Origin of the sequence: Umezawaea sp. NPDC059074, assembly GCF_042738955.1 — a bacterium.
Classification (GTDB): domain Bacteria; phylum Actinomycetota; class Actinomycetes; order Mycobacteriales; family Pseudonocardiaceae; genus Umezawaea.
Genome location: NZ_JBHYHC010000091.1, coordinates 1 through 23,366, shown reverse-complemented (window position 1 = coordinate 23,366; position 23,366 = coordinate 1). Strand labels below are relative to the sequence as shown.

The window sequence follows — 23,366 nt, the reverse complement described above, 5'->3', positions numbered from 1 at the left end:
GCCCGTAGGCTTGGCGCATGGTGGATCGTGTCTCCTCACCTCTGCCGGCCGCTCTCGAAGATCGAGTGGTCGTGGCGGACGGCGCGATGGGCACCGTGCTCCGGTCGGAGGCACTCACGCTCGACGACTTCGCAGGTCACGAGGGGTGCGACGAGGTACTGGACGTCACCGGACCGGACGTCGTGCGAGGAGTGCGCCGCGCCTGTCCGGAGGCAGGGGCCGACGCCGTCGAGACCAACGCGTTCGGGGCCAACCTGCCGAACCTGGCCGACCACGGCGTGTCCGACCGGATCTTCGAACCGTCCGGGGTGGGCGGTGCGCCTGCCCGCGAGGTGGCCGACGAGTTCGCCGAGTCGGGACGGCCGCGGTTCGTCCTGGGGTCCGTCGGACCGGGCACGACACTGCCGACCCTGGGCCACGCGCCGTACGCGGAGCAGGTGAAAGGCCTGCTTGCGGGCGGTGTGGACGCGGTGGTCGTCGAGACGTCGCAGGACCTGCTCCAGACGAAGGCGTCGATCGTCGGCGCGAAGCGGGCCATGGCAGCGGACGGCCGGGACGTGCCGATCATCGCCCAGGTGACCGTGGAGACGACCGGGACGATGCCGCTCGGCTCGGAGATCGGGGCCGCGCTGACGGCGGTGGAACCGCTCGGAATTGACCTGATCGGGTTGACTTGCGCGACCGGTCCGGCCGAGATGAGCGAACCCCTGCGGCACCTCGCCCGGATCTCGGCCGCGGACCCGGAGGACGTCGAGCAGTTCGTCAAACTCGGCTACCGCAGTGCCCGCCACTCGTTCGGTTACGGGGCGTGCCCCGAGATGGAGGGCCGGATCAAGGTCGTCGAGTTGCTGGAGCCCGACCGGATCGGCGTCGTGCTGTCCGAGGAACTCCAGTCGCACCCCGAGCAGTCCACCGACGTGTTCGTCGCCCACCACCCGGAAGCGAAGTACTTCAATGTCTGATGGTCGACCCGCAGCCGTTTTGTGGGACATGGACGGCACTCTCCTCGACTCCGAGAAGCTGTGGGACATCCCGCTGTACGAGTACGCGGAGAAGCTGGGCGGCACGCTGTCGCTCGAAACCCGGCACGCGATGGTCGGGACGAACGTCCCCAAGACGTTGTCGCTGCTCTACGGCGACATCGGCTACGAGCCGACCCCGGAAGACCTGACCGACGCCGCCGTGTGGATCGCGCGCCGCACCGAGGAGGTGTTCCGCGCGGGCCTGCCGTGGCGGCCCGGAGCCGTGGACGCGCTGCGGGCCGTGCGCGACTCGGGTGTGCCGATGGCGTTGGTGACGTCGACCGAGCGGGCGTTGACCGAGGTCGCGCTGGACACCATCGGCCGCGACCTGTTCGACGTGACGGTGTGCGGAGACGAGGTCGACGGGCTCAACAAGCCGCTGCCCGAGCCGTACCTGAAGGCCGCTCGACTGCTCGGCGTGGAGGCGTCCGACTGCGTCGCGATCGAGGACTCGCCGACCGGGGTGTCCTCCGCGGTGGCGGCGGGCTGCACGGTGCTCGTGGTGCCGTGCGACGTCGAGGTCGAACCGGGGGAGCGGAGGATCTTCCGCGAGTCGCTCGTAGGCGTGGACCTGGACGTGCTTTCCGCGCTGTGACAACGAAAAGGGAGCCCTCGCTCGTCCGCGAGGGCTCCCTTTTTCGTGCGAACTTTTCGGGCGAAATCAGACCGCGACGGCCGACTTCGCCTTGGACTTGGTCTTGCGGACCGCCGGGTCGATCAGCAGCCCGAACACCAGGCCGAGGCCGATCCACAGGGTCGCCGTCTCGGCCAGCGAGGCGAGGCGGAAGTCCCAGAGGACGCTCGACGGCATGTCCGCGGGCACCGCGTCCGGCGGCGGCGGGAACACCAGCAGCAGGACGGTCACCGCGACGATCGTTGCGAGCAACACGGCCGTGACGCGCACCGGCGCGGCCAGGTGCTCGAGCCGCGACGCGAGGTAGCTCGCCCCGAACGCGACGACGACACCGGCCAGGATGATCCCCAGGTACAGGCCCGTACGGAAGTTCACCGTCGTCGGGTCGCCCACGGCGGGCGGGTTGGCCGGGTACTTGATCGCGGGCAGCAGCGCCGCGACCCCGAACGCCGCCAACCCCAGCGTGGCGCTGCGGAAGAACGGCTGCTTGTCGACGAACCAGCGCCGCGTGTAGGCGAAGATCGTCGCGAACAGCGCGCCGACCGCGAGCCCGACCACGACCGCCGCCAGCACACCGCCGACGACCTGCGTGCCACGGCTGAACAGCTCCGCGTGCTCGTGCTCCCCGCCTTCGGCGTGCTCCGCCGCCGCGCGCGCCTCCTCGACGGCGAGCGCGGCGCGGATGGGCACTTCGACGACGAACAGGCTCACGAGCCCGGCCGCGAGTCCGGCGATGCCGCCCGCGGCGAGGCCGCGCGTCAACAACCCGGTGTAGGTGGTGGGTGCCATGTCTCCGCTGCCTAGTGGCACGGAACGCCGAGAGCGTGGCGTCCGTCGTGGAAGAACTCGTGGACCTGCTCGGCGGCAGCGCCGAGTGCGACACCGTTCTCCTGGAGAACGACCCAGGCGACGATCAGGGCCACGAGGGCGACGGCGAACGCCCATTTGGGCACGGCGATGGACGGTGTCAGTGCGGGGCTCGTCATGACGGGCTCCTCCATACCTCGTGGAAGGTCAACGGTGTACTCGGCGCCGCAGCCGGTCTCCTGACTCCCAGGTCACCGCTAGCCCGCGTCTTCCCAGCAGACTCTCTGCCAGTGACGTTCTCGGCGGGGTCGCTACCCGGTCACAGTGGCGAGGACCGCGCCGGATTCCCACCGGCTTCCCGTCCACTGCGGCGCTGGAACCGTAAGGGCCGCGTGTGCTCCCGCACAACCGACCAGACGAGTTGTCATGCAGGTCACCTCGCGGGCAACGGGCAATCACCGCACGTCCCGCCCCCGTCGAGCCGGTAGTAGAGGCAGCAGCTACGCCGCCGGAACACCACCTCACCCGGAAACGGCACGAACTCGCCCGCCCCCAACAACGGCGACTCGGCGAACAACTCCGCCCCCACCGCGAGACAGTCCTCCACGCTGGCCGTCCCACTCCGCGCCATCGTCCGCAACCCGCCCGCCATGGACGACACCGCGTTCCCCCACAGCAGTCCGGCCGCCACTCCGCTCTCCCGCCGCACCGCGTCGACCACGGGCGCCATCGCCTCCACCACACCAGGCCCTTCGACGGGCTCCACGAGCCGCACCTGCAACCCGTCACCGGGGGAGTACCGCCACCAGACGTTCGAGGGCCGAACATCCGGCACCGCCCCACCGAGCACGTGCGCGGCCACCGTCGGGCACAACAGCCGAGCCGTGTAGCTCAGGAAGAACAACGACGCCGCCACCCGCCGCTCCCCGGTCCGATACCGCTCACCGATGGTGTCCAGCGTGTCGACCAACGCCGACCCACCGTCGAGCAGCGCCTCACCGGAAACCCAGCTCTCATCCGGCCTGCCGACGTCGAGCACGAAGAACGGACTGATGCCACGAGCCTGCCGCAGCGTGGCCAGCACCCTGGCAAATTCCGACACGGCCCCGAAACTACCCGCCCCCCACCACCCGCACCCTCAACCCCGGAAGGTCGCTGAAGTTCGCACTGGCGTCGGTGGTGACCAGCGTCCGGCCGTTGGCGACGGCGGTAGCGGCGATGATCAAGTCGAATGTTCCTCGAGGACTTCCTTTCTTCCGCACATGGCATTGGAGCAGCGCGTGCATTCTTGCGACTTCGATCGAATAGGATTCGATCGGCATCACCGCGAGCAGCGCTTCGGTGTGAAGAGCTCGGAAATCCCGTCTCTCGCCGGTGCTCCGATCTATACCCACCAGCAGTTCCGCCACGCTGATCCCGGCGATCACCGGATCATCGTCGCCGATCACCGCCTCCAGGTTGGTGATTCCGCGTTCCGCCGCGATCAAAACACCGGTGTCCAGGATCAGTCGCTCGGCCACTCGGTCATCCGATCAGGCTGGGCGCGCATCTCCCGCATCGCCGCTTCGATGTCGTCCGCGAAGTCCGGGTCGACCGGGTACTTGCGGAAGACCTCCTGGATCCGCACGCCGATCGGAGTCCGGTCGGGGACGAACGTGCCGATCGGTCTCCCGTCCTTCGTGACGATCACGCTCTCGCCGTGTTCAGCCGCCTTGAGTATCGTCGCGAAATCGTTCGCGGCCTCTATGTCCGTCATTGATCGCATACGTCAATGATGCCCGTGGACCAATGGTCAAGGTAGCCCGTTTCTTCACGCGATAGCGTGAAAAAGCGACTCAACCCCGAATGAGCGTCCCTTTCACGCAGGCCGATGCGCGAAAGTCCGACGGTAGTCGTTCGGCGCCACGCCGACCGCCCGGTGGAAGTGGTGGCGCAACAGGGCGGCCGTGCCGAAGCCACTGTGCTGTGCCACGTCGTCGATGCTGAAGTCCGTGTCCTCCAGCAACCGCCGGGCCCGCAGCACGCGCTGGGAAGTGAGCCAGCGGTGCGGAGTGGTCCCGGTTTCGGCGACGAAACGGCGGGCGAACGTGCGTTCGGACAGTTGGGCGCGGCGCGCCAACTCGGACACCGGGTGTTCGGTGTCGAGGTGTTTGAGCATCCACGTGAGCAGCGGCGTGAGGCTGTCGGCCGAGCAGTCCGGGATGGGGAGTTCGACGTACTGGCGTTGTCCGCCTTCGCGTTGCGGGGCCACGACCATGCGTCGGGCGATGGCCGTGGCGGCGGCTGAGCCGTGTTCGCGGCGCACGAGGTGCAGGCACGCGTCGATGCCGGACGCCGTGCCGGCGCTGGTGATGATGTTGCCGTCGTCGACGAACAGCACGTCGGGGTCGAGCTTGGCCAAGGGGAAGCGCTCGGCGAACCGCTGCTGCTCACGCCAGTGCATCGTGCAGTGCCGCCCGTCCAGCAGGCCTGCCTCGCCGAGCAGGAACGCGCCGCTGCACACCGTCAGCAGGGTCGCGCCCGCCTCGGCGGCCTGGCGCACGGCGTCCAGCACGGCGGGCGGGTACTCGTCGCGGATGGTGAACGCCGGGATCGCCACGAGGTCCGCGCCGACCAGTGCGTCCAAGCCGAGTTCGGGGGTGAGGCTGACGCCGACGTTCGTGCTCAGCGGCTTGCCGGGCTCCTCGGCGCACACCCGGAACTCGATCGGCGGCACGCCGTCGGCGGTGCGGTCGATGCCGAAGACCTCGCAGATCAGGCCGAACTCGAAGGGTTCGAGCCGGTCGATCAGCACGCACGCGACGGTGTTGAGCATGGCTACAGCATAGTTGGCAGGATTTTGTGGCACAACGTCAGAGCTGCCACTGTTGGCGGGATGTTGTGCAGCGCAAACTTAGTGCCATGACAAGCGCACTGATCGTCCTCGCCGTCCTGGCGCTGGTGGGCTACGGCCTGGAGCGCAACAACAAGAGGCAGTCCGGGCCGCACGCGCGGCTGGCGGGCAGCTACGACGTCCAAGACCGCGACCTCGTCCGGATGACCGCCGAACTGCGGGCGGCCACCCCGGCGAGCATCCGCCCCCCGTCGCACGGTGTCCGTGCCTGAGCAGGCGGGCCGGGCCCGGTAGGTCGGGCCCGGCTCACCGCACTACCCCGCCGACGGGTCGGGCAGACCCGCGGCGACCTGCCGCAGCGCGTTGCGCACCAACTGGGTGATCGGAGCGGGCTTCGCGGTGCTGAGCCACTTCTCCGTCGCCACCTCGACCGCCGCCCACACCGTCGCCGCCACGAGCCGCGGGTACAGGTCGCGCGTCACCTTCGTGCCGGTCCGCTCCGCGATCACGTCGGCCAGCTCGCGCTCGGCGATCGCGTTCGTCTTGAGGAACTCCCCGATCAGGCTCGGCTCGCTGGTCATCAGCCGGATGCTGGCCGTCCACTCCGGATCCGGGCTCTTCTTGTCCGCCCGGTACGGCGAGAGCGCCGCGTAGGTGATGGCGTCCCACAGCGGCTCGTCCGCCGGTCGGCCCCTCAGCACCTCGGCCACCCCACGGGCCCGGTCCAGGTGCCGCGCGGCGATGGCCTCCGCCTTGCCGCCGAAGTAGTTGCTGAACGTCCGGTGCGACACGCCCGCCGCCGCGGTGATGTCCTCGATCAGGGCGTTCTCCACGCCGCGCTCCACGGCGAGCCGCACGGCCGCCTGGATCATCGCTTCACGCCTGGCCAGCTTCTTCTGGTCCCGCAGGCCAAGTGGTGGGGTCGTCATCGCGCAACGATAGTGGGGATCTTGCGTGGGGTGCAAGATTGCGCGGAGCGCAAAACGAGCCGTCCCGGCGAGGTGTCCGGCGTCAGTCCACTGGGTGGACATTCCTGCCCGGATGCGGACCACGTGCCCGCGAAGTGGCAGGATTCCGGCTCGTGAAGACCTTCGACGAGCTGTTCGCGGAACTCAGCGAGCGCGCCCACACCAAGCCAGAGGGGTCCGGCACCGTCGCTGCACTGGAGGCCGGCGTCCATGCGCAGGGCAAGAAGGTGCTGGAGGAAGCCGGCGAGGTGTGGATCGCGGCCGAGCACGAGTCGGACGAGCGGCTGTCCGAGGAGATCTCACAGCTCCTCTACCGGCTGCAGGTGTTGATGCTGGGCCGCGGGCTCACCTTGGACGACATCTACAAGTACCTGTAAGGGGCGACTCCCATGCTGCGCGTGGCTGTTCCGAACAAGGGCGCGCTCGCCGAGCGCGCCTCCGAGATGTTGAGGGAGGCGGGGTACCGCCAGCGCAACGAGCAGCGCGACCTCACCGTGCTCGACGCGACCAACGACGTCGAGTTCTTCTTCCTGCGCCCCAAGGACATCGCGATCTACGTCGGCTCCGGCCGCCTGGACCTCGGCATCACCGGCCTCGACCTGATGCGGGACTCCGGCGCGAACGTCGAGCCGCGCCTGTCGCTCGGCTTCGGCGGGTCGACGTTCCGCTACGCGGGCCCCAAGGGCACCGACTGGCAGCTCGCCGACATCAAGGGCAAGCGGCTCGCGACGGCGTACAAGACGCTCGTGCAGGCGGACCTGGAGAAGCACGGCATCGAGGCCGAGATCATCCGGCTCGACGGCGCGGTGGAGATCTCCATCCAGCTCGGCGTGGCGGACCTGATCGCGGACGTCGTGGGCTCCGGCCGCACGCTCCAGCAGCACGACCTGGTGCCGTTCGGCCACCCGATCTGCGAGTCCGAGGCCGTCCTCATCCACTCCGCGGCTGTCGCGGACTCGGCGGCGAAGCAGCAGCTCACGGCCCGGTTGCAGGGTGTCGTGTTCGCCCAGCACTACCTGATGCTGGACTACGACTGCCCGCGGTCGCTGCTCGACGACGCGCTGCGCGTGACCCCCGGCCTCGAGTCGCCGACGGTGGCGCCGCTGGCCGACCCGGCCCAGGTGGCCGTGCGCGCGATGGTGCCGCGCAAGGACGCCAACCAGCTGATGGACGAGCTGTCGGCGCTGGGCGCGAAGGCGATCCTCGCGTCGGACATCCGGTTCTGCCGCCTGTGATCCTGGAAGTCGCCCACCTGGACGTCCTGCCGGGGCGTTCGGCGGACTTCGAAGCCGCGTTCGGCGAGGCCGAGAGCGTCATCTCGGCCTCGCCGGGCTTCGTCGGCCTGGAGCTGAAGAGGTGCGTCGAACGTCCGGACGCGTATCTGCTGCTGGTCCGCTGGGAAACCCTCGAGGACCACACGATCGGGTTCCGCCAGGGGCCGCTGTACCCGCGGTGGCGTGAGCTGCTGCACCACTTCTACGACCCGTTCCCGGTCGTCGAGCACTTCGCGTAGGTATTCCACGCCCGCGGAATCGGTGATTTCGGGCGTTCCGCCGCTGGTCACGGGGTAGCTGGGCGGGCTCGTTCGGTCACTGTCCGTTCACAATGTCCACGTCTTTCGCTACGGTGCGAGCTGGGAGCGTTCCCAGAAACCCTGCTTCGCAATCCTCACCGTGGAGGACGTGTGAACTTCCGAAAAGCGTTGTCCCAAGTGCTCGGTGTGCTCGCGGCGGTGACCGCCCTGCTCGCGTCGGTCGTCGTCGGCGTGGCCGACGCGCACGGCTCGACCACCGACCCGCCGTCGCGCAACTACGGCTGCCACCAGCGCTGGGGCAGCAACTTCCAGGACCCGACGATGGCCACCAAGGACCCGATGTGCTGGCAGGCCTGGCAGGCCAATCCCAACGCGATGTGGAACTGGAACGGCCTGTACCGGGAGAACGTCGGCGGCAACCACCAGGCCGCGATCCCCGACGGGCAGCTGTGCAGCGGCGGGCGCACCGAGGGCGGCCGCTACAACGCCCTCGACGCCGTCGGCGCGTGGCAGGCCGCGACGAAGAGCAGGCAGTTCACCCTGACCATCACCGACCAGGCGCGGCACGGCGCCGACTACCTGCTCGTCTACATCACCAAGCAGGGCTTCGACCCGACGCGGCAGGCGCTCGGGTGGGGCAACCTGGAGCAGGTGACCCGGACGGGCCGCTACGCGCAGGCGGGCACGTACTCGACGCCGGTCAACGCGGGCAGCCGCACGGGGCGGCACGTGGTGTACGTGATCTGGCAGGCCAGCCACCTCGACCAGTCGTACTACCTGTGCAGCGACGTGGTCTTCCAGTAGGACGGTGAGGGGTGGGGGGGGGGGGGCCCGCCGCGCCGCCCCCGCCCGTTCCGGTTCCACTGTGCACCGTCACCGACCAACGCCTCGAAGAACTCTCGGGTTTGGCCTCGGACGGCGACCACCTGTACGCCATCAACGACAGCGACAACGGCGGCATCGCCATCCAGGTCTTCGGCCGGGACTGCGAGATCCAGGACACCATCACCGCCCAGGTCAACCCGTTCGACGTGGAAGACCTGGCCCTGGCCCCGGACGGCAGGCTCTGGCTGGCCGACACCGGCGACAACAACCGCGCCAGGGAAACGGTCGCGCTGCACGTGGTGTCGAAGGACGGCGACGCCCAGCTGTTCCGACTCACGTACCCGGACGGCAAGCACGACGCCGAGGCGCTCCTCCTGGACCCGCAGGGCATCCCGTACATCGTCACCAAGGAAACCCTCGGCTCAGCCCTCGTCTACCGCCCGACAGCACCACTGGTCGCGGGAACGACGATCCCGCTCGAACAGGTCGGCAAGGTCTCCCTCGCAGGCACGGACACCCCCGGCGGCCCGGTGAAGAGCCCCATCGTAACGAGGGTGGTGACCGGCGGCGCGGTCTCCCACGACAACAAGGTGATCGCCTTGCGCACCTACACAGACGCCTACCTGTACCCGGTACCGGACGGCGATTTCGTGAAAGCCCTGAAATCCGACCCGGTCAGAATCCCCCTGCCGAATGAGGAACAGGGCGAGGCAATCGCCTTCGACCCCGACGGCACCCTGCTGTCAGGCTCGGAATTCGGCAAAACCACCTCATCGACAATCACGACGGTGGCAGGCGCGGCAGCACTGGCAACACCCCCACCACCAACCACCACCCCAGCACCACAACCACCGGCGGCAGACACCACCTCAGCAGCCCCAGCCACCAAAACCACAACCGAACTCTGGCCCGCGATCGGCCTAGGCGCAGCGGCATTGGTACTGGTAGCAGCCTTCATCCGCCGCTCCCGCCGCAAAGCCTGACTCTCACACAGCATTATTTATTTGGCGGGGGCCGGCAGGGCTTGCGATCTCGCACCGCACCAAATCTGAACTGTGCCGGCAGGGCCTGAGAACTCGCACCGCACCACACCGGCACGGAACCGTCAGGTGCCTGAAAACTCGCACCGCTCATCAACCGGCGCCGCACCTTCAGAGTCTCAACCCGACCAACTCGCGGTTTCCCTTCCCGCAAACCGGCCCCCAACCAACCAGCCCAACCAGCTCAAAGCCGCCGAAGCACCGCGACGACCTTCCCCAGAATGCTCGCCTCATCCCCCAGGATCGGCTCGTAAGCCACGTTGTGCGGCATCAGCCACACGTGGTCGTCCTTGCGCTTGAACGTCTTCACCGTCGCCTCGCCGTCGATCATCGCGGCGACCACGTCCCCGTTGTCGGCCGTCGGCTGCTGCCGGATCACGACCCAGTCGCCGTCCGTGATGGCCGCGTCGACCATCGAGTCGCCGACGACCTTCAGCAGGAACAGTTCCCCTTCGCCCACGATCTCGCGGGGGAGCGGGAACACGTCCTCGATCGACTCCTCGGCCAGGATCGGTCCGCCGGCCGCGATCCGCCCCACCATCGGCACGTACGCCGGGGTCGGCTTGTGGCTCGGGTCCATGCCCGCGTCGATCTCGGTGGGCAGCACGCCGACCGCGCGCGGGCGGTTCGGGTCGCGGCGCAGGAAGCCCTTGCGCTCCAGCGCGCGCAGCTGGTGCGCCACGGAGGAGGTGGACGTCAGCCCGACCGCCTCGCCGATCTCGCGGACGCTGGGCGGGTAGCCGAAGCGGTCCAGCCAGTCCCTGATCACGTCCAGCACCTTGCGCTGGCGGAGCGTGAGGCCCGCGTTGCCCGCGATGTCCGCCTGCTGGGGAAGGGCGGGGTCACCTGCCGCGGTGGCCCGGTCTTCGGTGATCTTGCGCGCCACGGTTTTGCCTCCTCACCGGTCCCGATCGCCCAGGCCGGATATCCGTCGATCTTCGTGTTCGACGGTAGTCGCACTTCAGTTCCAGATCAAACACCTGTTCGAAGTAATCCCCGGCGTGTTGTCGATATTTCGGGTCGGGAGTGGTAGACATTCGCACGGACGTTCGATCGAACCTGTGTTCGATCTTGTTCGGTTGACCTGCGATGGAGGCGTCATGGCGGTGCTCATTGGGACCCGGTCCGGCTTCGAACTGGTCGAGGGGGCCGGGGCGCCCGACGTCTCCCCCGGTCGGGGTCTCCGTCCGGGTCCGAGGGTGCTCCGCCGCTTCGAGACGGGCGACTCGCGCGGGCCTGGTTCACGGGCTCCGCAGGTCTCCGCGCCTGCTACGGCCGACGTGGTCGAGTGCGGCCCCGAGCGGCCGTCGCGCGGTTCGGTGCTCCGGCTGGCCGCGATGTGCCTCCTCGCGGTCGTCGCCGCCGTCTGCGTGGGGCTGCTCTACCTCTACGCGTCGGGCGCGACGAGCGTCCCCGAGCGGACCGGTGTGGCGTACGTCCAAGTGGGTGAGACGCTGCGCGACGTCGCCGTGCGCAACGCCCCGAGCAGCGATCCGGACGCCCTCGTCGAGCGCATCCGCGACCTCAACCGGATGGCCGATTCGCACGTCGTCCCCGGTCAGCAGCTGATCGTCCCGCAGGCCGTGATCGAGACCGCCCCGTAGACCGCTCCGTCCGTCCTCGAGCCGCTGGTGGTGGACTGGTTGTTCCACCGAACGGGTGGTGCGTGTCGGTTTGCCATCGCGTTGTGTTCTGACATAGGTTTACCCCTACATCTAGTGGTGAGACCGGCTCAAGTAGTCCACAGGTTGTGGGTAACCAGACCAGTGCGGCTGCTGCGCACGGTGCTGCCCTGGGAAGGGGATGAGCAGGGTGCGGTGTCCGTTCTGCCGTCATTCGGATTCTCGCGTGGTCGACTCCCGCGAGGCCGATGAGGGCCAGGTCATCCGACGCAGGCGGTCCTGCTCGTCGTGCAGTCGTCGGTTCACCACCGTGGAGGAAGCCGTCCTCGCGGTCGTGAAGCGCTCGGGCGTCACCGAGCCGTTCAGCCGGGACAAGGTCGTCAACGGTGTCCGCCGGGCCTGCCAGGGCCGTCCCGTGGACGAGGACGCGTTCCAGCTGCTCGCCCAGAAGGTCGAGGAGTCGATCCGCTCGACCGGCAGTGCCGAGATCCCGAGCCACGAAGTGGGCCTGGCGATCCTCGGGCCTTTACGAGAGCTCGACGAGGTCGCCTACCTGCGTTTCGCGAGCGTCTACCGGTCCTTCTCGTCCGTCGAGGACTTCGAGAAGGAGATTTCCGATCTTCGTACGGCGCGGGAAGACGAACCGCGTCCGTAATTCCAGTTATTCGCACGTGGACCGCATCGGACGGGGAACTCCGGACGTGGCCGTGCAACCCAGGTTCAGCACGATAGGGAGACACCGGGCATGACGGAGACCGTCAGCGGCGCAGGCAAGAAGACCGCCGCGCGCAACGGCAGTGGGGACAAGCGGGGGGCCGCCGCTCTGAAGGTGCGCCGGGTCTACACGACCGAGGGCAAGCACCCGTACGACGAGGTGACCTGGGAGCACCGCGACGTCGTGATGACGAACTGGCGCGACGGCACGGTGAACTTCGAACAGCGCGGCGTCGAGTTCCCCGCCTCGTGGTCGCTCAACTCCACGAACATCGTGACCAGCAAGTACTTCCGCGGCGCCGTCGGCAGCGCGCAGCGGGAGACCAGCCTGCGCCAGCTCATCGACCGCGTCGTGAAGACGTACGTGGCCGCGGGCGTGAAGCACGGCTACTTCGCCACCGAGGCCGACTCGGTGATCTTCGAGCACGAGCTGACCTACATGCTCCTGCACCAGGTGTTCAGCTTCAACTCCCCGGTGTGGTTCAACGTCGGCACCAGCTCGCCGCAGCAGGTCAGCGCGTGCTTCATCCTCGCCGTGGACGACACCATGGAGTCGATCCTCAACTGGTACCGCGAAGAGGGCCTGATCTTCAAGGGCGGCTCCGGCGCCGGCCTGAACCTCTCGCGCATCCGGTCGTCCAAGGAGCTGCTGTCCTCCGGCGGCACCGCGTCCGGCCCGGTGTCGTTCATGCGCGGCGCGGACGCGTCCGCGGGCACCATCAAGTCCGGTGGCGCGACGCGCCGCGCGGCCAAGATGGTCGTCCTCGACGTGGACCACCCGGACGTCGAGGAGTTCATCGAGACGAAGGCGCGCGAGGAGGAGAAGATCCGCGTCCTCCGCGACGGCGGCTTCGACATGGACCTGGGCGGCAAGGACATCGTGTCCGTGCAGTACCAGAACGCCAACAACTCCATCCGCGTCTCGGACGAGTTCATGAACGCCGTCGAGTCCGGCGGCCAGTTCGGCCTGCGCGCCCGCCAGACCGGCGAGGTCATCGAGAAGGTCGACGCGAAGGACCTGTTCCGCAAGCTCGCCAAGGCCGCGTGGGAGTGCGCCGACCCCGGCATCCAGTACGACGGCACGATCAACGACTGGCACACCTGCCCCGAGTCGGGCCGGATCACCGCGTCCAACCCGTGCTCGGAGTACATGCACCTCGACAACTCGAGCTGCAACCTGGCGTCGCTGAACCTGATGAAGTTCCTGCGCGAGGACGGTTCGTTCGACGCGGGCACGTTCGCCCAGGCCGTCGAGATCGTCATCACCGCGATGGACATCTCCATCTGCTTCGCGGACTTCCCGACCGAGCCCATCGGCGACACCACCCGCAAGTTCCGCCAGCTCGGCATCGGCTACGCCAACCTCGGCGCGCTGCTGATGGCGACCGGCCACGCGTACGACTCCGAGGGCGGCCGCTCGCTGGCCGCCGCCATCACCTCGCTGATGAACGGCGTCGCCTACCGCCGTTCCGCCGAGCTGGCCGGGATGGTCGGCCCGTACGAGGGCTACGCCCGCAACGAGGACGCCCACAAGCGCGTCATCCGCAAGCACGCGGCCGCCAACGACTCCATCCGCACGCTGGGTGGCAACGACGGCGCCGTGCACAAGGTCGCGACGCGGGCGTGGCAGGAGGCCATCGAGATCGGCGGCCGCAACGGGTGGCGCAACGCGCAGGCCTCCGTGCTCGCGCCCACCGGCACCATCGGTCTGATGATGGACTGCGACACCACCGGCATCGAGCCCGACCTCGCGCTGATCAAGTTCAAGAAGCTCGTCGGCGGCGGCTCCATGCAGATCGTCAACCAGACGGTGCCGCGCGCCCTGTCCGCACTGGGCTACCAGGACGAGCAGGTCGAGGCGATCGTCGAGCACATCGCCGAGCACGGCAACGTCGTGAACGCGCCGAGCCTGCGCCCGGAGCACTACGAGGTCTTCGACTGCGCCATGGGCGAGCGCTCCATCGCGCCCATGGGCCACGTGCGGATGATGGCGGCCGTGCAGCCGTTCATCTCCGGCGCGATCTCCAAGACGGTGAACATGCCGGAGAACGCGACGATCGAGGACGTCGAGGAGATCTACTTCCAGGGCTGGAAGATGGGCATCAAGGCCCTCGCGATCTACCGCGACAACTGCAAGGTCGGCCAGCCGCTGTCCGCGGGCAAGGGCGCCAACACCGGTGGCGAGGCCACCTCGTCGACCGCTCCCAAGGTCGAGACCGTCGTGGAGTACCGCCCGGTCCGCAAGCGCCTGCCGAAGAAGCGCCCGAGCCAGACGGTGTCGTTCACCGTCGGCGGCGCGGAGGGCTACCTGCACGCGGGCTCGTACCCGGACGACGGCCTCGGCGAGATCTTCGTCAAGCTCGGCAAGCAGGGCTCGACCCTCGCGGGCGTGATGGACGCGTTCTCCATGTCCATCTCCGTGGGCCTCCAGTACGGCATCCCGCTGGAGTTCTACATCTCGAAGTTCCAGAACCTCCGCTTCGAGCCCGCGGGCATGACGGACGACCCCGACGTCCGCATCGCGACCAGCGTCCTGGACTACCTGTTCCGCAGGCTGGCCCTGGACTACCTGCCCTACGAGAAGCGCTCGCAGCTCGGCATCTTCACCGCCGACGAGCGCACCGCCACCGTCGCCAACGAGTACGGCGGCGGCGCGGACGTGGACATCGTGGGCCTCCAGACCTCCGTGGACGCCAGCCCCGCGAAGGAGACCAAGCCCAGCAAGCAGGACACGCGCGTGGGCAGCAGCACCGAGCTGCTCGAACTCCACCTCGGCACGACCGCCGACGCCCCGCTCTGCATGACCTGCGGCACCAAGATGCGCCCCGCGGGCTCGTGCTACCTCTGCGAGGGCTGCGGCAGCACCTCCGGGTGCAGCTAGTCGCTCAAGGTTCGACGTCGTCAGGGGCGGTCCCGTTCTTCGGGGCCGCCCCTGCGGCGTTCCGCCACGATTCCTCCACCCAACCTCCACACGTCCGCGCCCAACGCCTCGTTCCGTTGGCGCGTCTTGGAAGCACACGGGAACGAGGAGGCTGGTGTGGACGAGTTCGTCGCGGAGTTCCAGGCCGAGGCCGAGCGGCGTCGGGAGGTCGGGGATCCGGAGTGGACGGTCGGGGCGCGGGTGCATCCGGCTGTTGTCCGTAGTGTGCAGCGGTTCCAGGTCGGGGAGGCTGGGGACGGGGTGAACCTGATCGCGAAAGCGGCGGGGGAGGGGGCGTACTCCGTCGCGGTGCGGTTGTTCGTTGCGGAGGAGCAGAACCACGCGCGGATGTTGGCGTTGTTGTTGGAGGCTGCGGGGGCGTCGACGATCGCGAGTCACTGGAGTGACGTGGTGTTCGTGCGGTTGCGGCGGGGGTTGGGGTTGCGGCTCGAACTGCTGGTGTTGATGGTCGCCGAGGTGATCGCGCTGGCCTACTACCGGTTGTTGCGCGACGGCACCGCCGATCCGCTGGTCACGGAGGTGGCCGGGCGGATCCTGGGTGATGAGCGGCGGCACGTGCCGTTCCACTGCCGTCGGTTGCGGACGGCGTTTCCTCCCGCGGTGCGGCCGGTGGTGTTCTGGGTGTGGCGGGTCTTGCTGTTCGGGGCGTCGGTGGTGGTCGCGTTCGACCACGGGTCCGCGCTCACGGTGTTCGGGACGACTCGGCGCGGGTTCGTGGGCGAGGTGAACCGGCTGGTGGGCAGCGGGGCGATTCGGCTGTTCCCGTTGTCGGGTCGTCCGGTCGGGTGACGTGCGCCGCCGTTAATTCATCAAGTGTTGAGTTCCACGTCGAACCCTCGTAACCTCGCCGTCATGGACGCAGTGCGCACGGACCTCATCCTCGGTTTCGCCGACATCGACGCGGGCATGCTCGCCGTGGTCGGCGGCAAGGCGGCGAACCTCGGCGAGCTCGCCACGGCCGGACTGCCCGTGCCGCCGGGGTTCTGCGTGACGACCGAGGCGTACCGCGTGGTCGCCGAGCGAGCGGGCGTGGACGACCTGCTGGCCGACCACGTCGACGCGGGCAAGGCGCGCGAGCTGCTGCTGACCGCGTCGATGCCCGACGACGTGCGGGACGCGGTGCTGGCCGCGTACGCGGAGCTGGGCGGACCGGTGGCCGTGCGGTCGTCGGCGACGGCGGAGGACCTGCCGTTCGCGAGCTTCGCGGGGCAGCAGGACACGTTCCTCAACGTGGTCGGCGCGGACGCCGTGCTCGACGCGGTGCGGCGGTGCTGGGCCTCGCTGTGGACCGACCGGGCCGTGGCCTACCGGGAGAGCAACGGCATCGACCACCACGCGGTGCGGCTCGCGGTCGTGGTGCAGGAGATGGTGCAGTCGGCGGTGGCCGGAGTGCTGTTCACCGCGAACCCGGTGACCGGCAAGCGCCGGGAGGCCGTGATCGACGCCAGTCCCGGCCTTGGCGAGGCCGTCGTGTCCGGTGCGGTGAACCCCGACCACTTCGTCGTGGACACGGCGTCGAAGAAGATCCTCGAACGCAGGCTGGGCGACAAGCGGTTGGTCATCCGGTCGTTGCCCGGCGGTGGCACCGAGCAGGTCGAGCACGCGCAGGACGGCGCGTGCCTCACCGACGAGCAGGTCCGCGACCTGGCCGACCTCGGCGCACGGGTGGAGGCGCACTACGGGTCGCCGCAGGACACCGAGTGGGCGCTCGACGCGGACGGCGCGCTGTGGCTGACGCAGGCGCGGCCGATCACGACGCTGTTCCCGCTGCCCGCGGACGCCACGGCCGAGGACCCGCGCGTGTACTTCTGCTTCAGCGTCGCCCAAGGGCTGCAACGGCCGATCACGCCCGCCGGGTTCGTGGGCTTCCGGCTGCTGTCCGCGGGCATGTCGGACCTGTTCGGCTTCCCCGTGGCCCGCCCGCTGGACGGTGCGCCGGTGTACCGCGAGGCCGGGCAACGGCTGTTCATCGACGCGACCACGGCCCTGCGCAGCAAGCCCGGTCGCTTCATCGCGCCCCGCGTGCTGGAGGTGATGGAGACGCGGTCGGCGGTCGTGCTGCGCGGTCTGTTCGACGATCCCCGGTTCTCCGTCGTGCACGCGTCGTGGCGGCCGTTCCTGCGTCGGTTCCTGAAGGTCGCGGCGCGCTACCGGCTGCCCCTGCGCATCGTGCAGGCCGTGCGGGACCCCGCGTCGGCGCACCGGCGGATGGACGCGATCGCGGCCGATCAGCAAGCACTGCTGTCCATTTCGGACTCCGCGACGGCGTTGCAGCGGCTCGACCACTGCGAGGTGGTCCTGGGGGAGCGCACGATCCGCGTGCTGCCGATGATCTTCCCGTTGGCGCTGGCCGGGTTCGCGATGCTCGGGCTCGCGGGCAAGGCGCTCGGCAAGCGCAAGGAACCCGGTGACCTGCAAGCGGTGCTGCGGGGGTTGCCGCACAACGTCACCACGGAGATGGACCTCGAACTGTGGCACCTCGCCTCCGCGATCCGCGTGGACGAGCCGTCGCGTGAGGCCGTCAGCGGCACGTCCGCGCACGACCTCGCCGCGCTGTTCCACGACGGCCTGCTGCCCGGGGTCGCGCAGGTCGGGCTCACGGCGTTCCTGGCGAAGTGGGGGCACCGGGCGGTCGCGGAGATCGACCTCGGCCTGCCGCGCTGGTCGGACGACCCGACCCACATCCTCGGCGTCCTGGCGAACTACCTGCGCCTGGACGACCCGAAGCTGGCTCCGGACGCCCAGTTCGCCCGTGGCGCGGCGGAGGCCGAGGCGGCGATAGACCGCCTGGCGCGCAAGGCGGGGCCGGTCAGGGGCCGGTTCGTGCGGTTCGCGCTGGGCCGGGCCCGGCTGCTGGCCGGGCTGCGCGAGATGCCGAAGTACCACCTGGTCGTGGCGTTCGCCCACATCCGGGGCCAGATCGGGATCGTCGGGCGCGAACTCGCGGCGACGGGCGTGGTCGAGCAGGTCGACGACGTGTACTTCCTCGACTTCACCGACCTGCGCGAAGCGTTGGGCGGCAAGGACTTCCGGGCCGTGGTGGCCGAGCGGCGCGAGTCCTACGAGCTGGAGATGCGTCGTCGCCGCGTGCCGCGGGTGCTGGTGTCGGACGGCACGGAACCCGAGGCCGTGGCGACGCAGGGCGTCCCGGTCGGCGAGGGCGCGCTGATCGGCACACCGGCGTCGGCGGGCACGATCACCGGGGTCGCGCGGGTCGTGCTCGACCCGGTCGGCGCGCACCTGGAGCCCGGCGAGATCCTCGTCGCGCCGTCCACCGACCCCGGCTGGACGCCGCTGTTCCTCACGGCGGGAGCGCTGGTCATGGAGATGGGCGGGGCGAACTCGCACGGCGCGGTCGTGGCGCGCGAGTACGGCATCCCGGCCGTGGTCGGCGTGCCGGACGCGGTCGGCCGGATCACGACCGGCCAGGTGATCACGGTCGACGGCGCGCTCGGCACCGTGACGCCCGCCGGTCAGGACTGACGGAAGCTGTCCGCCAGCAGGCGGAGACCGTCGTCCACGCGGTCCAGCGGGATGGCGCCGAAGCCGATGACCAGTCCGAAGTGGACGGACAGCGCGAAGCTCCCGAGCGTGCGCAGCGCGACACCGCGGGACCGGGCGACCCGGACGACCTCGTCCGGGTCGCCCTTCGTGCGCACGGCCAAGTGGAGCCCCGCGGCGGACGGCACGATGTCCAGCCAGTCCGCGAAGTCCGACCGCAGCACCGCGGTGATCCGCTCGTGCCGGGCGGCGTACACCCGCGTGGCCTTGCGGACGTGCCGGGCCAGCAGGCCCTCGTCGATGAACCGCGCCAGCGCCGCCTGGGTGATCGGGTCGCCGTGCCAGTCGGTGAGCTGCTTGGCCGCGCGCAACGCGGGCCGCAGGGACGCGGGCGCCACCAGGAACCCGAGCCGCAGCGTCGGCAGCAACGTCTTCGAGAACGACCCCACGTACACGACCCGACCCGCGCGGTCGAGGCTCTGCAACGGTTCCAACGGCCGGTCGGAGTACCGGAACTCGCTGTCGTAGTCGTCCTCCACGACCACCGCGCCGTGCCGCCGGGCCCAGTCGAGCAGCGCGGTGCGCCGCCGCAGCGACATCGGAGTGCCGAGCGGGAACTGGTGCGACGGCGTCGTGTACACCAGCCGTGTCGACGGCGGTAGCGCGTCCACGACGAGGCCCTCGTCGTCCACGGGCACGCCCACGACCTTCGCCCCCAGCGAGCGGAACAGCGCCCGCGCCACCGGGTAGCCGGGGTCCTCGACCGCGACGCGGTCGCCCGGCTCGACCAGCACCCGTCCGACGAGGTCCAACGCCTGCTGCGCGCCCTGCGTGACGAGCACGTCGTCGGCGTCCGCGCGGACCGACCGCGACACACCGATGTGCCGTGCGATGGCGGCCCGCAGCGCCGGGATCCCGGACGGGTCGCCGTAGTCGGCCTCCACCGAGGTCGGCCGCAGCAGCCCGCGCCACGTCGTGAGCGGGAACAGCCCGACGTCCGGCACGCCCGCGCTGAAGTCGTACGGCAGCGCGACCGGTGGGTCCCGCGGCGGTTCCGGCACGTCCGCCCACACCGCGCGGGGCCGCAGGTCGGCTCCTTCGGGCGCGCGCCGCGACCGCGGCCGGTCGCCGTCGGAGTACACGTACGTGCCCGCGCCCACCCGGCCGACCAGGAACCCCTCCGCGGTCAGCCGGTCGTAGGCGACCGCCACCGTGTTGCGCGCGACGCCGAGCCGTTCGCCCAGCTCACGGGTCGGCGGCACGCGTTCGCCCGGCCGCAGCCGCCCGTCCAGGATCGCGTCCAGCAGTTGCCGGTAGATCCGGGACGACCGGTCGCCCCGACCGTCCAGGCTGACGTGGAAGTCCATCGGATTGGCCCAATCGAAGTAGCGGGAATCGGACCTTACTCGCGGCCAATCGGCTTCCTATGGTTTCCGGGTGAACGGATTCCTCCCGGCCCGCGGCCCGGCACGGGTGCTCGCGGTGGCGCAGTTGGCGAACTCGCTCGGCGACGGCGCGTACCTCGTGTGCTCCGCGCTCTACTTCACCCGGATCGTCGGCCTGTCGGCGACGCAGATCGGGCTCGGCCTCACGCTGGGCTGGGCGCTCGGCGCGGTCGCGGGCATCCCGCTCGGCCACCTCGCCGACCGGCGCGGTCCCCGTGGCACGGCGGTCCTGCTGGCGCTCGCGACCGCCGTGGCCGTGGGCTCGTTCCTGGTCGTCCGCACGTACGTCCCGTTCGTGCTCTCGGTCTGCCTCTACGCGAGCTGCCAGTCCGGCCTGTCCGCCGCCCGGCAGGCGTTGCTGGCGGCTTTGGTGGACAAGGCGAAGCGGACCGAGGTCCGGGCGTACCTCCAGTCCACGGTGAACGCGGGCCTGGCGATCGGCGCGGCCCTAGGCGGTCTGGCGCTCCAGATCGACACGCGCGAGGCGTACCTGGCGGTGTTCGCCTTCGACGCGGTGGGTTTCCTGGTCGCGGCGGTGGTCCTGCACGGCTTGCCGAGCGTGCCGCCCGCGCCCGTGGTGGCGGGAGAACCGGCGCTGGCGGTGCTGCGGGACCGGCCGTACGCGCTGGTGGCCCTGCTGAACACGGTGATGCTGCTGTACATGCCGCTGCTCAGCCTGGTCGCTCCGCTGTGGATCGTGCAGCGGACCGAGGCTCCGCGGTGGACGGTCGCCGCGCTGCTCGTGCTGAACACCCTCGGCGTGGTGCTGTTCCAGGTCCGCGTGGCCCGACGGGTCGACGGCCTGGGCGCGGCCACGCGGTTCGTGCGCTACGCCGGGATCGCGATGCTGGCGTCGTGCGGCGTGTTCGCCCTCTCGGCGGGCGGGAACGCGTGGACCGCCGCCCTCGTGCTGCTGGTGGCGGCGGGGTTGCAGCTGGTCGGCGAGATGATGCTCGCGTCCGGCGCGTGGGAGATCGGCTTCGACCTGGCCCCGGCCGACAAGCAGGGCCAGTACCAGGGCTTCTTCGGCAGCGGTGTGCCCGTGGCCAGGATGGTCGGGCCGCTGCTGCTCACCGCGCTTGTCATCGGCTGGGGCACGGCGGGCTGGCTGGTGCTCGGTGGCCTGTTCCTGGTCGCGGGGCTCGCGATGGGACCCGCCGTGCGCTGGGCGGCGGGCACGAGGTCACTCGTCTGAGTGGTGCCGGTGGTAGTAGCGGCTGGCGCGCGCCCGGTTCCCGCACGACGGTTTGCACCACGCCTGCCGCGGGTGGTCGCGCACGAAGTACTTCACGCACCGCGGCGCGGGACAGGCGCGCAGGTGCTCGCGGTCCTCGCTGGCGAGGAACTCGATCGCCGACCGCGCCAGGTCCGCCACGAGCTGCGTCGCCGCGTCGGCCTCGGTGCGCCGCTCCGCCAGCCGGGGCGCGCCGGTGGTCGGCCACTCCAGCCGCGGCGCGCGCAGCACGGCGCTCGCGGCCTCGTTCACGTGCTCCAGCGCCGCCGTCGGGTCCAGCAGCCGGTCCGCGTCGGCCCGGCTCGGGGGCTCGGGCGCGACCGCGCGGGCGAACAGGCTCCGGACCGCCTTGCGCAGCGCCACGACCCGTGCCCTGACCTGGTCGTCCGCGGCGAGCGCGGCCGGGGCCTCGGTGTGCAGGCCGAGCCAGTCGGCGAACCCCGCCGCCGTGGCGAGGTCGTCCGTCTCGTACCGGACCGTTCCGACGAAGGCGAGGGCGGGATGGAGAGCCACGAGGGGATTCTAACGGGCTTCGGGCTTGTTCCCGTATGACCGACCTGGCTAGGCTTCTAATGGCAAACCTGGAGAAGTCCGTTAGGAGTTCCTGTGTCCGTGAACCCGGTCCCCGTATGGGCCGCGAACACCCGCCTGCCCGGCCTGCTGCACGGCCTGACCGACCTCTCGGTGCGCGCCGACTCGGTGCTGCCCGGCTGGTCGCGCGGCCACGTCCTGGCGCACCTGGCAGGCGTCGGCAACGCCCTCGCCCGGCAGGTCGAGTACGCCCTCGAAGACCGGAAGGTCGACGTCTACGACGGCGGCCGCCCCGCCCGTGACGCCGGGATCGCCGCGAACGCGGGCAACCCGGCGGTGGACCTGGTCGAGGACGCCGTGGCCGCGTCGGCGGCGTTCGACCGCGCGCTCGCCAAGATCGGCCCGGACGACTGGGGCCGGTCCGTCGTCTACCGCGACGGCACCCTCGTCGAGGTGGTGCAGGCGTACTGGCGGGAGATCGAGATCCACAGCACCGACCTGCGGCTCGGCTACACGCCCGCCACCTGGTCGCCCGAGTTCTCCGACCACCTGCTCACGTTCACCGCGCCCCGAGCCCCCGAAGGGGTCCAGGTCGTGCTGCGCGCCGACGACGGCGGGTCGTGGACGTGGGGGACCGGCACGCCGGTCGAGGTGACCGGCGCCCGCAACGACCTCGCCGCGTGGGCCGCAGGCCGCACGCCGGTGGGGTCGGTGCACGGCGACCTGCCGGAGCTGAAGCCGTACCCGTGAGCGTCACGTTCCCCGGACCTGCCTCGTCCCTCCGGTATGGGGACTGAACAGGTGATCGTGGTGACCGGTGGCACCGGCACCCTGGGACGCGTGGTCGTGGAGCTGCTGGAGGCCGACGGCCACGAGGTGCGCGAGGTCAGCCGCCGGTCGGCGACGTGGCCGATCGACCTGCGCACGGGCGACGGGCTGGAGGCCGCGCTCACGGGCGCGGAGGTGGTCGTGCACTGCGCGAGCACGCAGCGCGGTGGTGACGAGGAGGCCGCTCGGCACCTGGTCGCCGCCGCGAAGGCCGCGGGCGTGCGGCACGTCGTGTACATCTCGATCGTCGGCGTCGACGTGGTCCCGCTCGGGTACTACCGGGCGAAGCTGGCCGTGGAGAAGGTGATCGCGGAGTCCGGTGTCGGCTGGACGGTCCTGCGCACCACCCAGTTCCACGACCTGGTCGTCACCCTCTTCACGGCTCTGGCGAAGGTGCCGCTGGTGCTGCCCGTGCCGTCGGTGCGGCTCCAACCGGTGGAGGTCCGCGAGGTCGCCGTGCGGTTGGCCGACCTCGCCGTCGCCGAACCCGCCGGGCGCGTCCCGGACATGGGTGGACCGGAGGTCCGGCCCGCCGCGGACCTCGCCCGCGCCTACCTCGCCGCCGGCGGTCGCAAGCGCTTGCTCGTGCCGTTCCGCCTGCCGGGCAAGCTGTTCGGCGCGTTGCGGCGGGGTGGCGGCATCACCCCGGAGCACGCCGACGGCAAGGGGACGTTCGAGGAGTTCCTGGCCGCGGATAAATAGGTGGCGCGCCTCCGGGAGGGCTTGTTACCGTCGTCGGGTGATCTGATCCGGAACACCTTCCGCGCCGCCGCCGTTCGCGTGCCGCGCGTGACCTCGTCCCACCGGTAGCCCTCGCGGGCTTGTGAGCGACCCCTTCGCGGTCGCCGATCTCGCACGCCCTCTCGACCTTTGAGGAGGCACACATG

Annotated in this window: 26 protein-coding genes, 1 pseudogene and 1 riboswitch; of the genes and pseudogenes, 17 read left to right on the top strand and 10 right to left on the bottom strand. The window is 70.2% G+C overall.

Annotated elements, in window-relative coordinates:
- Window positions 1–17: 17 nt before the first annotated feature.
- From ACFWW9_RS31880 to ACFWW9_RS31870, 3 genes and pseudogenes are all read left to right on the top strand, one after another.
- Window positions 18–725: pseudogene (locus tag ACFWW9_RS31880) on the top strand (homocysteine S-methyltransferase family protein); the annotation flags it as partial.
- Window positions 708–962: a vitamin B12 dependent-methionine synthase activation domain-containing protein gene (locus ACFWW9_RS31875; RefSeq protein ID WP_390385646.1), complete on the top strand. Its 255-nt coding sequence runs from the start codon at window positions 708–710 to the stop codon at window positions 960–962. The pseudogene ACFWW9_RS31880 and the gene ACFWW9_RS31875, both read left to right, overlap by 18 nt.
- Window positions 955–1,617, top strand: coding sequence for an HAD family hydrolase (locus ACFWW9_RS31870; RefSeq protein ID WP_390385619.1), 663 nt, complete (start codon window positions 955–957; stop codon window positions 1,615–1,617). The genes ACFWW9_RS31875 and ACFWW9_RS31870 overlap by 8 nt, the downstream gene beginning before the upstream one ends.
- 66 nt (window positions 1,618–1,683) lie before the next feature.
- On the opposite strand, the gene ACFWW9_RS31865 is transcribed toward ACFWW9_RS31870, so the two are convergent.
- The 6 genes from ACFWW9_RS31865 to ACFWW9_RS31840 all read right to left on the bottom strand — a co-directional run bounded on the left by ACFWW9_RS31865 (window position 1,684) and on the right by ACFWW9_RS31840 (window position 5,278).
- Window positions 1,684–2,445 carry a CbtA family protein gene (locus ACFWW9_RS31865; protein ID WP_390385617.1) on the bottom strand — a complete coding sequence of 254 codons (762 nt, stop codon included), beginning with the start codon at window positions 2,443–2,445 and terminating at the stop codon, window positions 1,684–1,686.
- 11 nt (window positions 2,446–2,456) lie between these two features.
- Window positions 2,457–2,642, bottom strand: a complete 186-nt coding sequence (locus ACFWW9_RS31860; RefSeq protein WP_390385614.1) for a CbtB-domain containing protein — start codon at window positions 2,640–2,642, stop codon at window positions 2,457–2,459.
- Window positions 2,643–2,674: 32 nt separating this feature from the next.
- Window positions 2,675–2,862: riboswitch (cobalamin riboswitch) on the bottom strand.
- 34 nt (window positions 2,863–2,896) lie between these two features.
- Window positions 2,897–3,565 carry a (2Fe-2S)-binding protein gene (locus tag ACFWW9_RS31855; protein ID WP_390385612.1) on the bottom strand — a complete coding sequence of 223 codons (669 nt, stop codon included), beginning with the start codon at window positions 3,563–3,565 and terminating at the stop codon, window positions 2,897–2,899.
- A 10-nt stretch (window positions 3,566–3,575) separates the two neighbouring features.
- A complete protein-coding gene (locus ACFWW9_RS31850) occupies window positions 3,576–3,983 on the bottom strand; it encodes a PIN domain-containing protein (protein ID WP_390385610.1) in 408 nt (135 codons plus the stop codon).
- Window positions 3,968–4,219 carry a type II toxin-antitoxin system Phd/YefM family antitoxin gene (locus ACFWW9_RS31845; RefSeq protein WP_390385644.1) on the bottom strand — a complete coding sequence of 84 codons (252 nt, stop codon included), beginning with the start codon at window positions 4,217–4,219 and terminating at the stop codon, window positions 3,968–3,970. The genes ACFWW9_RS31850 and ACFWW9_RS31845 overlap by 16 nt, the downstream gene beginning before the upstream one ends.
- A gap of 102 nt (window positions 4,220–4,321) precedes the next feature.
- The gene (locus ACFWW9_RS31840; protein ID WP_390385608.1) at window positions 4,322–5,278 is read right to left on the bottom strand and encodes a GlxA family transcriptional regulator; all 957 of its coding nucleotides are present in this window, start codon (window positions 5,276–5,278) and stop codon (window positions 4,322–4,324) included.
- An 86-nt stretch (window positions 5,279–5,364) separates the two neighbouring features.
- Here ACFWW9_RS31840 and ACFWW9_RS31835 point away from each other — a divergent pair, with 86 nt between their 5' ends.
- The gene (locus tag ACFWW9_RS31835) at window positions 5,365–5,568 is read left to right on the top strand and encodes a hypothetical protein (RefSeq protein WP_390385606.1); all 204 of its coding nucleotides are present in this window, start codon (window positions 5,365–5,367) and stop codon (window positions 5,566–5,568) included.
- A gap of 42 nt (window positions 5,569–5,610) precedes the next feature.
- Here the strand turns inward: ACFWW9_RS31835 and ACFWW9_RS31830 are convergent, their stop codons facing one another.
- Window positions 5,611–6,225, bottom strand: a complete 615-nt coding sequence (locus tag ACFWW9_RS31830) for a TetR/AcrR family transcriptional regulator (RefSeq protein ID WP_390385604.1) — start codon at window positions 6,223–6,225, stop codon at window positions 5,611–5,613.
- A 152-nt stretch (window positions 6,226–6,377) separates the two neighbouring features.
- Here ACFWW9_RS31830 and ACFWW9_RS31825 point away from each other — a divergent pair, with 152 nt between their 5' ends.
- The 5 genes from ACFWW9_RS31825 (at window position 6,378) to ACFWW9_RS31805 (ending at window position 9,606) form a co-directional block, all read left to right on the top strand.
- Window positions 6,378–6,641 (top strand): phosphoribosyl-ATP diphosphatase, encoded by a 264-nt coding sequence (locus tag ACFWW9_RS31825; protein ID WP_106191219.1) that lies wholly within the window; start codon window positions 6,378–6,380, stop codon window positions 6,639–6,641.
- Window positions 6,642–6,653: 12 nt separating this feature from the next.
- Window positions 6,654–7,499: an ATP phosphoribosyltransferase gene (gene hisG, locus ACFWW9_RS31820; RefSeq protein ID WP_390385602.1), complete on the top strand. Its 846-nt coding sequence runs from the start codon at window positions 6,654–6,656 to the stop codon at window positions 7,497–7,499.
- A complete protein-coding gene (locus ACFWW9_RS31815) occupies window positions 7,496–7,777 on the top strand; it encodes an antibiotic biosynthesis monooxygenase family protein (protein WP_390385600.1) in 282 nt (93 codons plus the stop codon). The genes hisG and ACFWW9_RS31815 overlap by 4 nt, the downstream gene beginning before the upstream one ends.
- 171 nt (window positions 7,778–7,948) lie before the next feature.
- A complete protein-coding gene (locus ACFWW9_RS31810) occupies window positions 7,949–8,602 on the top strand; it encodes a lytic polysaccharide monooxygenase (protein WP_390385598.1) in 654 nt (217 codons plus the stop codon).
- An 11-nt stretch (window positions 8,603–8,613) separates the two neighbouring features.
- The gene (locus ACFWW9_RS31805) at window positions 8,614–9,606 is read left to right on the top strand and encodes a hypothetical protein (RefSeq protein WP_390385596.1); all 993 of its coding nucleotides are present in this window, start codon (window positions 8,614–8,616) and stop codon (window positions 9,604–9,606) included.
- A 241-nt stretch (window positions 9,607–9,847) separates the two neighbouring features.
- Here ACFWW9_RS31805 and lexA read toward each other — a convergent pair whose 3' ends face one another.
- A complete protein-coding gene (gene lexA / locus ACFWW9_RS31800; RefSeq protein ID WP_390385642.1) occupies window positions 9,848–10,480 on the bottom strand; it encodes a transcriptional repressor LexA in 633 nt (210 codons plus the stop codon).
- A gap of 283 nt (window positions 10,481–10,763) precedes the next feature.
- Between lexA and ACFWW9_RS31795 the strand changes: the two genes are divergently transcribed.
- The 5 genes from ACFWW9_RS31795 (at window position 10,764) to ACFWW9_RS31775 (ending at window position 18,423) form a co-directional block, all read left to right on the top strand.
- Window positions 10,764–11,267, top strand: coding sequence for a LysM peptidoglycan-binding domain-containing protein (locus ACFWW9_RS31795; protein WP_390385594.1), 504 nt, complete (start codon window positions 10,764–10,766; stop codon window positions 11,265–11,267).
- A 208-nt stretch (window positions 11,268–11,475) separates the two neighbouring features.
- Window positions 11,476–11,940: a transcriptional regulator NrdR gene (gene nrdR, locus ACFWW9_RS31790; protein WP_259622074.1), complete on the top strand. Its 465-nt coding sequence runs from the start codon at window positions 11,476–11,478 to the stop codon at window positions 11,938–11,940.
- Between the two features lie 90 nt (window positions 11,941–12,030).
- Window positions 12,031–14,880 carry a vitamin B12-dependent ribonucleotide reductase gene (locus ACFWW9_RS31785; RefSeq protein ID WP_390385592.1) on the top strand — a complete coding sequence of 950 codons (2,850 nt, stop codon included), beginning with the start codon at window positions 12,031–12,033 and terminating at the stop codon, window positions 14,878–14,880.
- 156 nt (window positions 14,881–15,036) lie between these two features.
- On the top strand, window positions 15,037–15,729 hold the full coding sequence (locus ACFWW9_RS31780; protein WP_390385590.1) for a ferritin-like domain-containing protein: 693 nt from the start codon (window positions 15,037–15,039) through the stop codon (window positions 15,727–15,729).
- 63 nt (window positions 15,730–15,792) lie between these two features.
- Complete coding sequence (locus ACFWW9_RS31775; protein WP_390385587.1) at window positions 15,793–18,423, top strand: PEP/pyruvate-binding domain-containing protein; 2,631 nt, start codon at window positions 15,793–15,795, stop codon at window positions 18,421–18,423.
- Here the strand turns inward: ACFWW9_RS31775 and ACFWW9_RS31770 are convergent.
- Window positions 18,414–19,808, bottom strand: a complete 1,395-nt coding sequence (locus ACFWW9_RS31770) for a PLP-dependent aminotransferase family protein (protein WP_390385584.1) — start codon at window positions 19,806–19,808, stop codon at window positions 18,414–18,416. The genes ACFWW9_RS31775 and ACFWW9_RS31770 overlap by 10 nt on opposite strands.
- A 70-nt stretch (window positions 19,809–19,878) precedes the next feature.
- Here ACFWW9_RS31770 and ACFWW9_RS31765 point away from each other — a divergent pair, with 70 nt between their 5' ends.
- Window positions 19,879–21,081, top strand: a complete 1,203-nt coding sequence (locus ACFWW9_RS31765; protein ID WP_390385582.1) for an MFS transporter — start codon at window positions 19,879–19,881, stop codon at window positions 21,079–21,081.
- On the opposite strand, the gene ACFWW9_RS31760 is transcribed toward ACFWW9_RS31765, so the two are convergent.
- Window positions 21,070–21,633, bottom strand: a complete 564-nt coding sequence (locus tag ACFWW9_RS31760; protein ID WP_390385580.1) for a CGNR zinc finger domain-containing protein — start codon at window positions 21,631–21,633, stop codon at window positions 21,070–21,072. The genes ACFWW9_RS31765 and ACFWW9_RS31760 overlap by 12 nt on opposite strands.
- Window positions 21,634–21,726: 93 nt before the next feature.
- Here ACFWW9_RS31760 and ACFWW9_RS31755 point away from each other — a divergent pair, with 93 nt between their 5' ends.
- A complete protein-coding gene (locus tag ACFWW9_RS31755; RefSeq protein WP_390385578.1) occupies window positions 21,727–22,401 on the top strand; it encodes a maleylpyruvate isomerase family mycothiol-dependent enzyme in 675 nt (224 codons plus the stop codon).
- A gap of 60 nt (window positions 22,402–22,461) precedes the next feature.
- Window positions 22,462–23,181: an SDR family oxidoreductase gene (locus ACFWW9_RS31750; protein ID WP_390385576.1), complete on the top strand. Its 720-nt coding sequence runs from the start codon at window positions 22,462–22,464 to the stop codon at window positions 23,179–23,181.
- The last annotated feature ends 185 nt before the right edge of the window (window positions 23,182–23,366 follow it).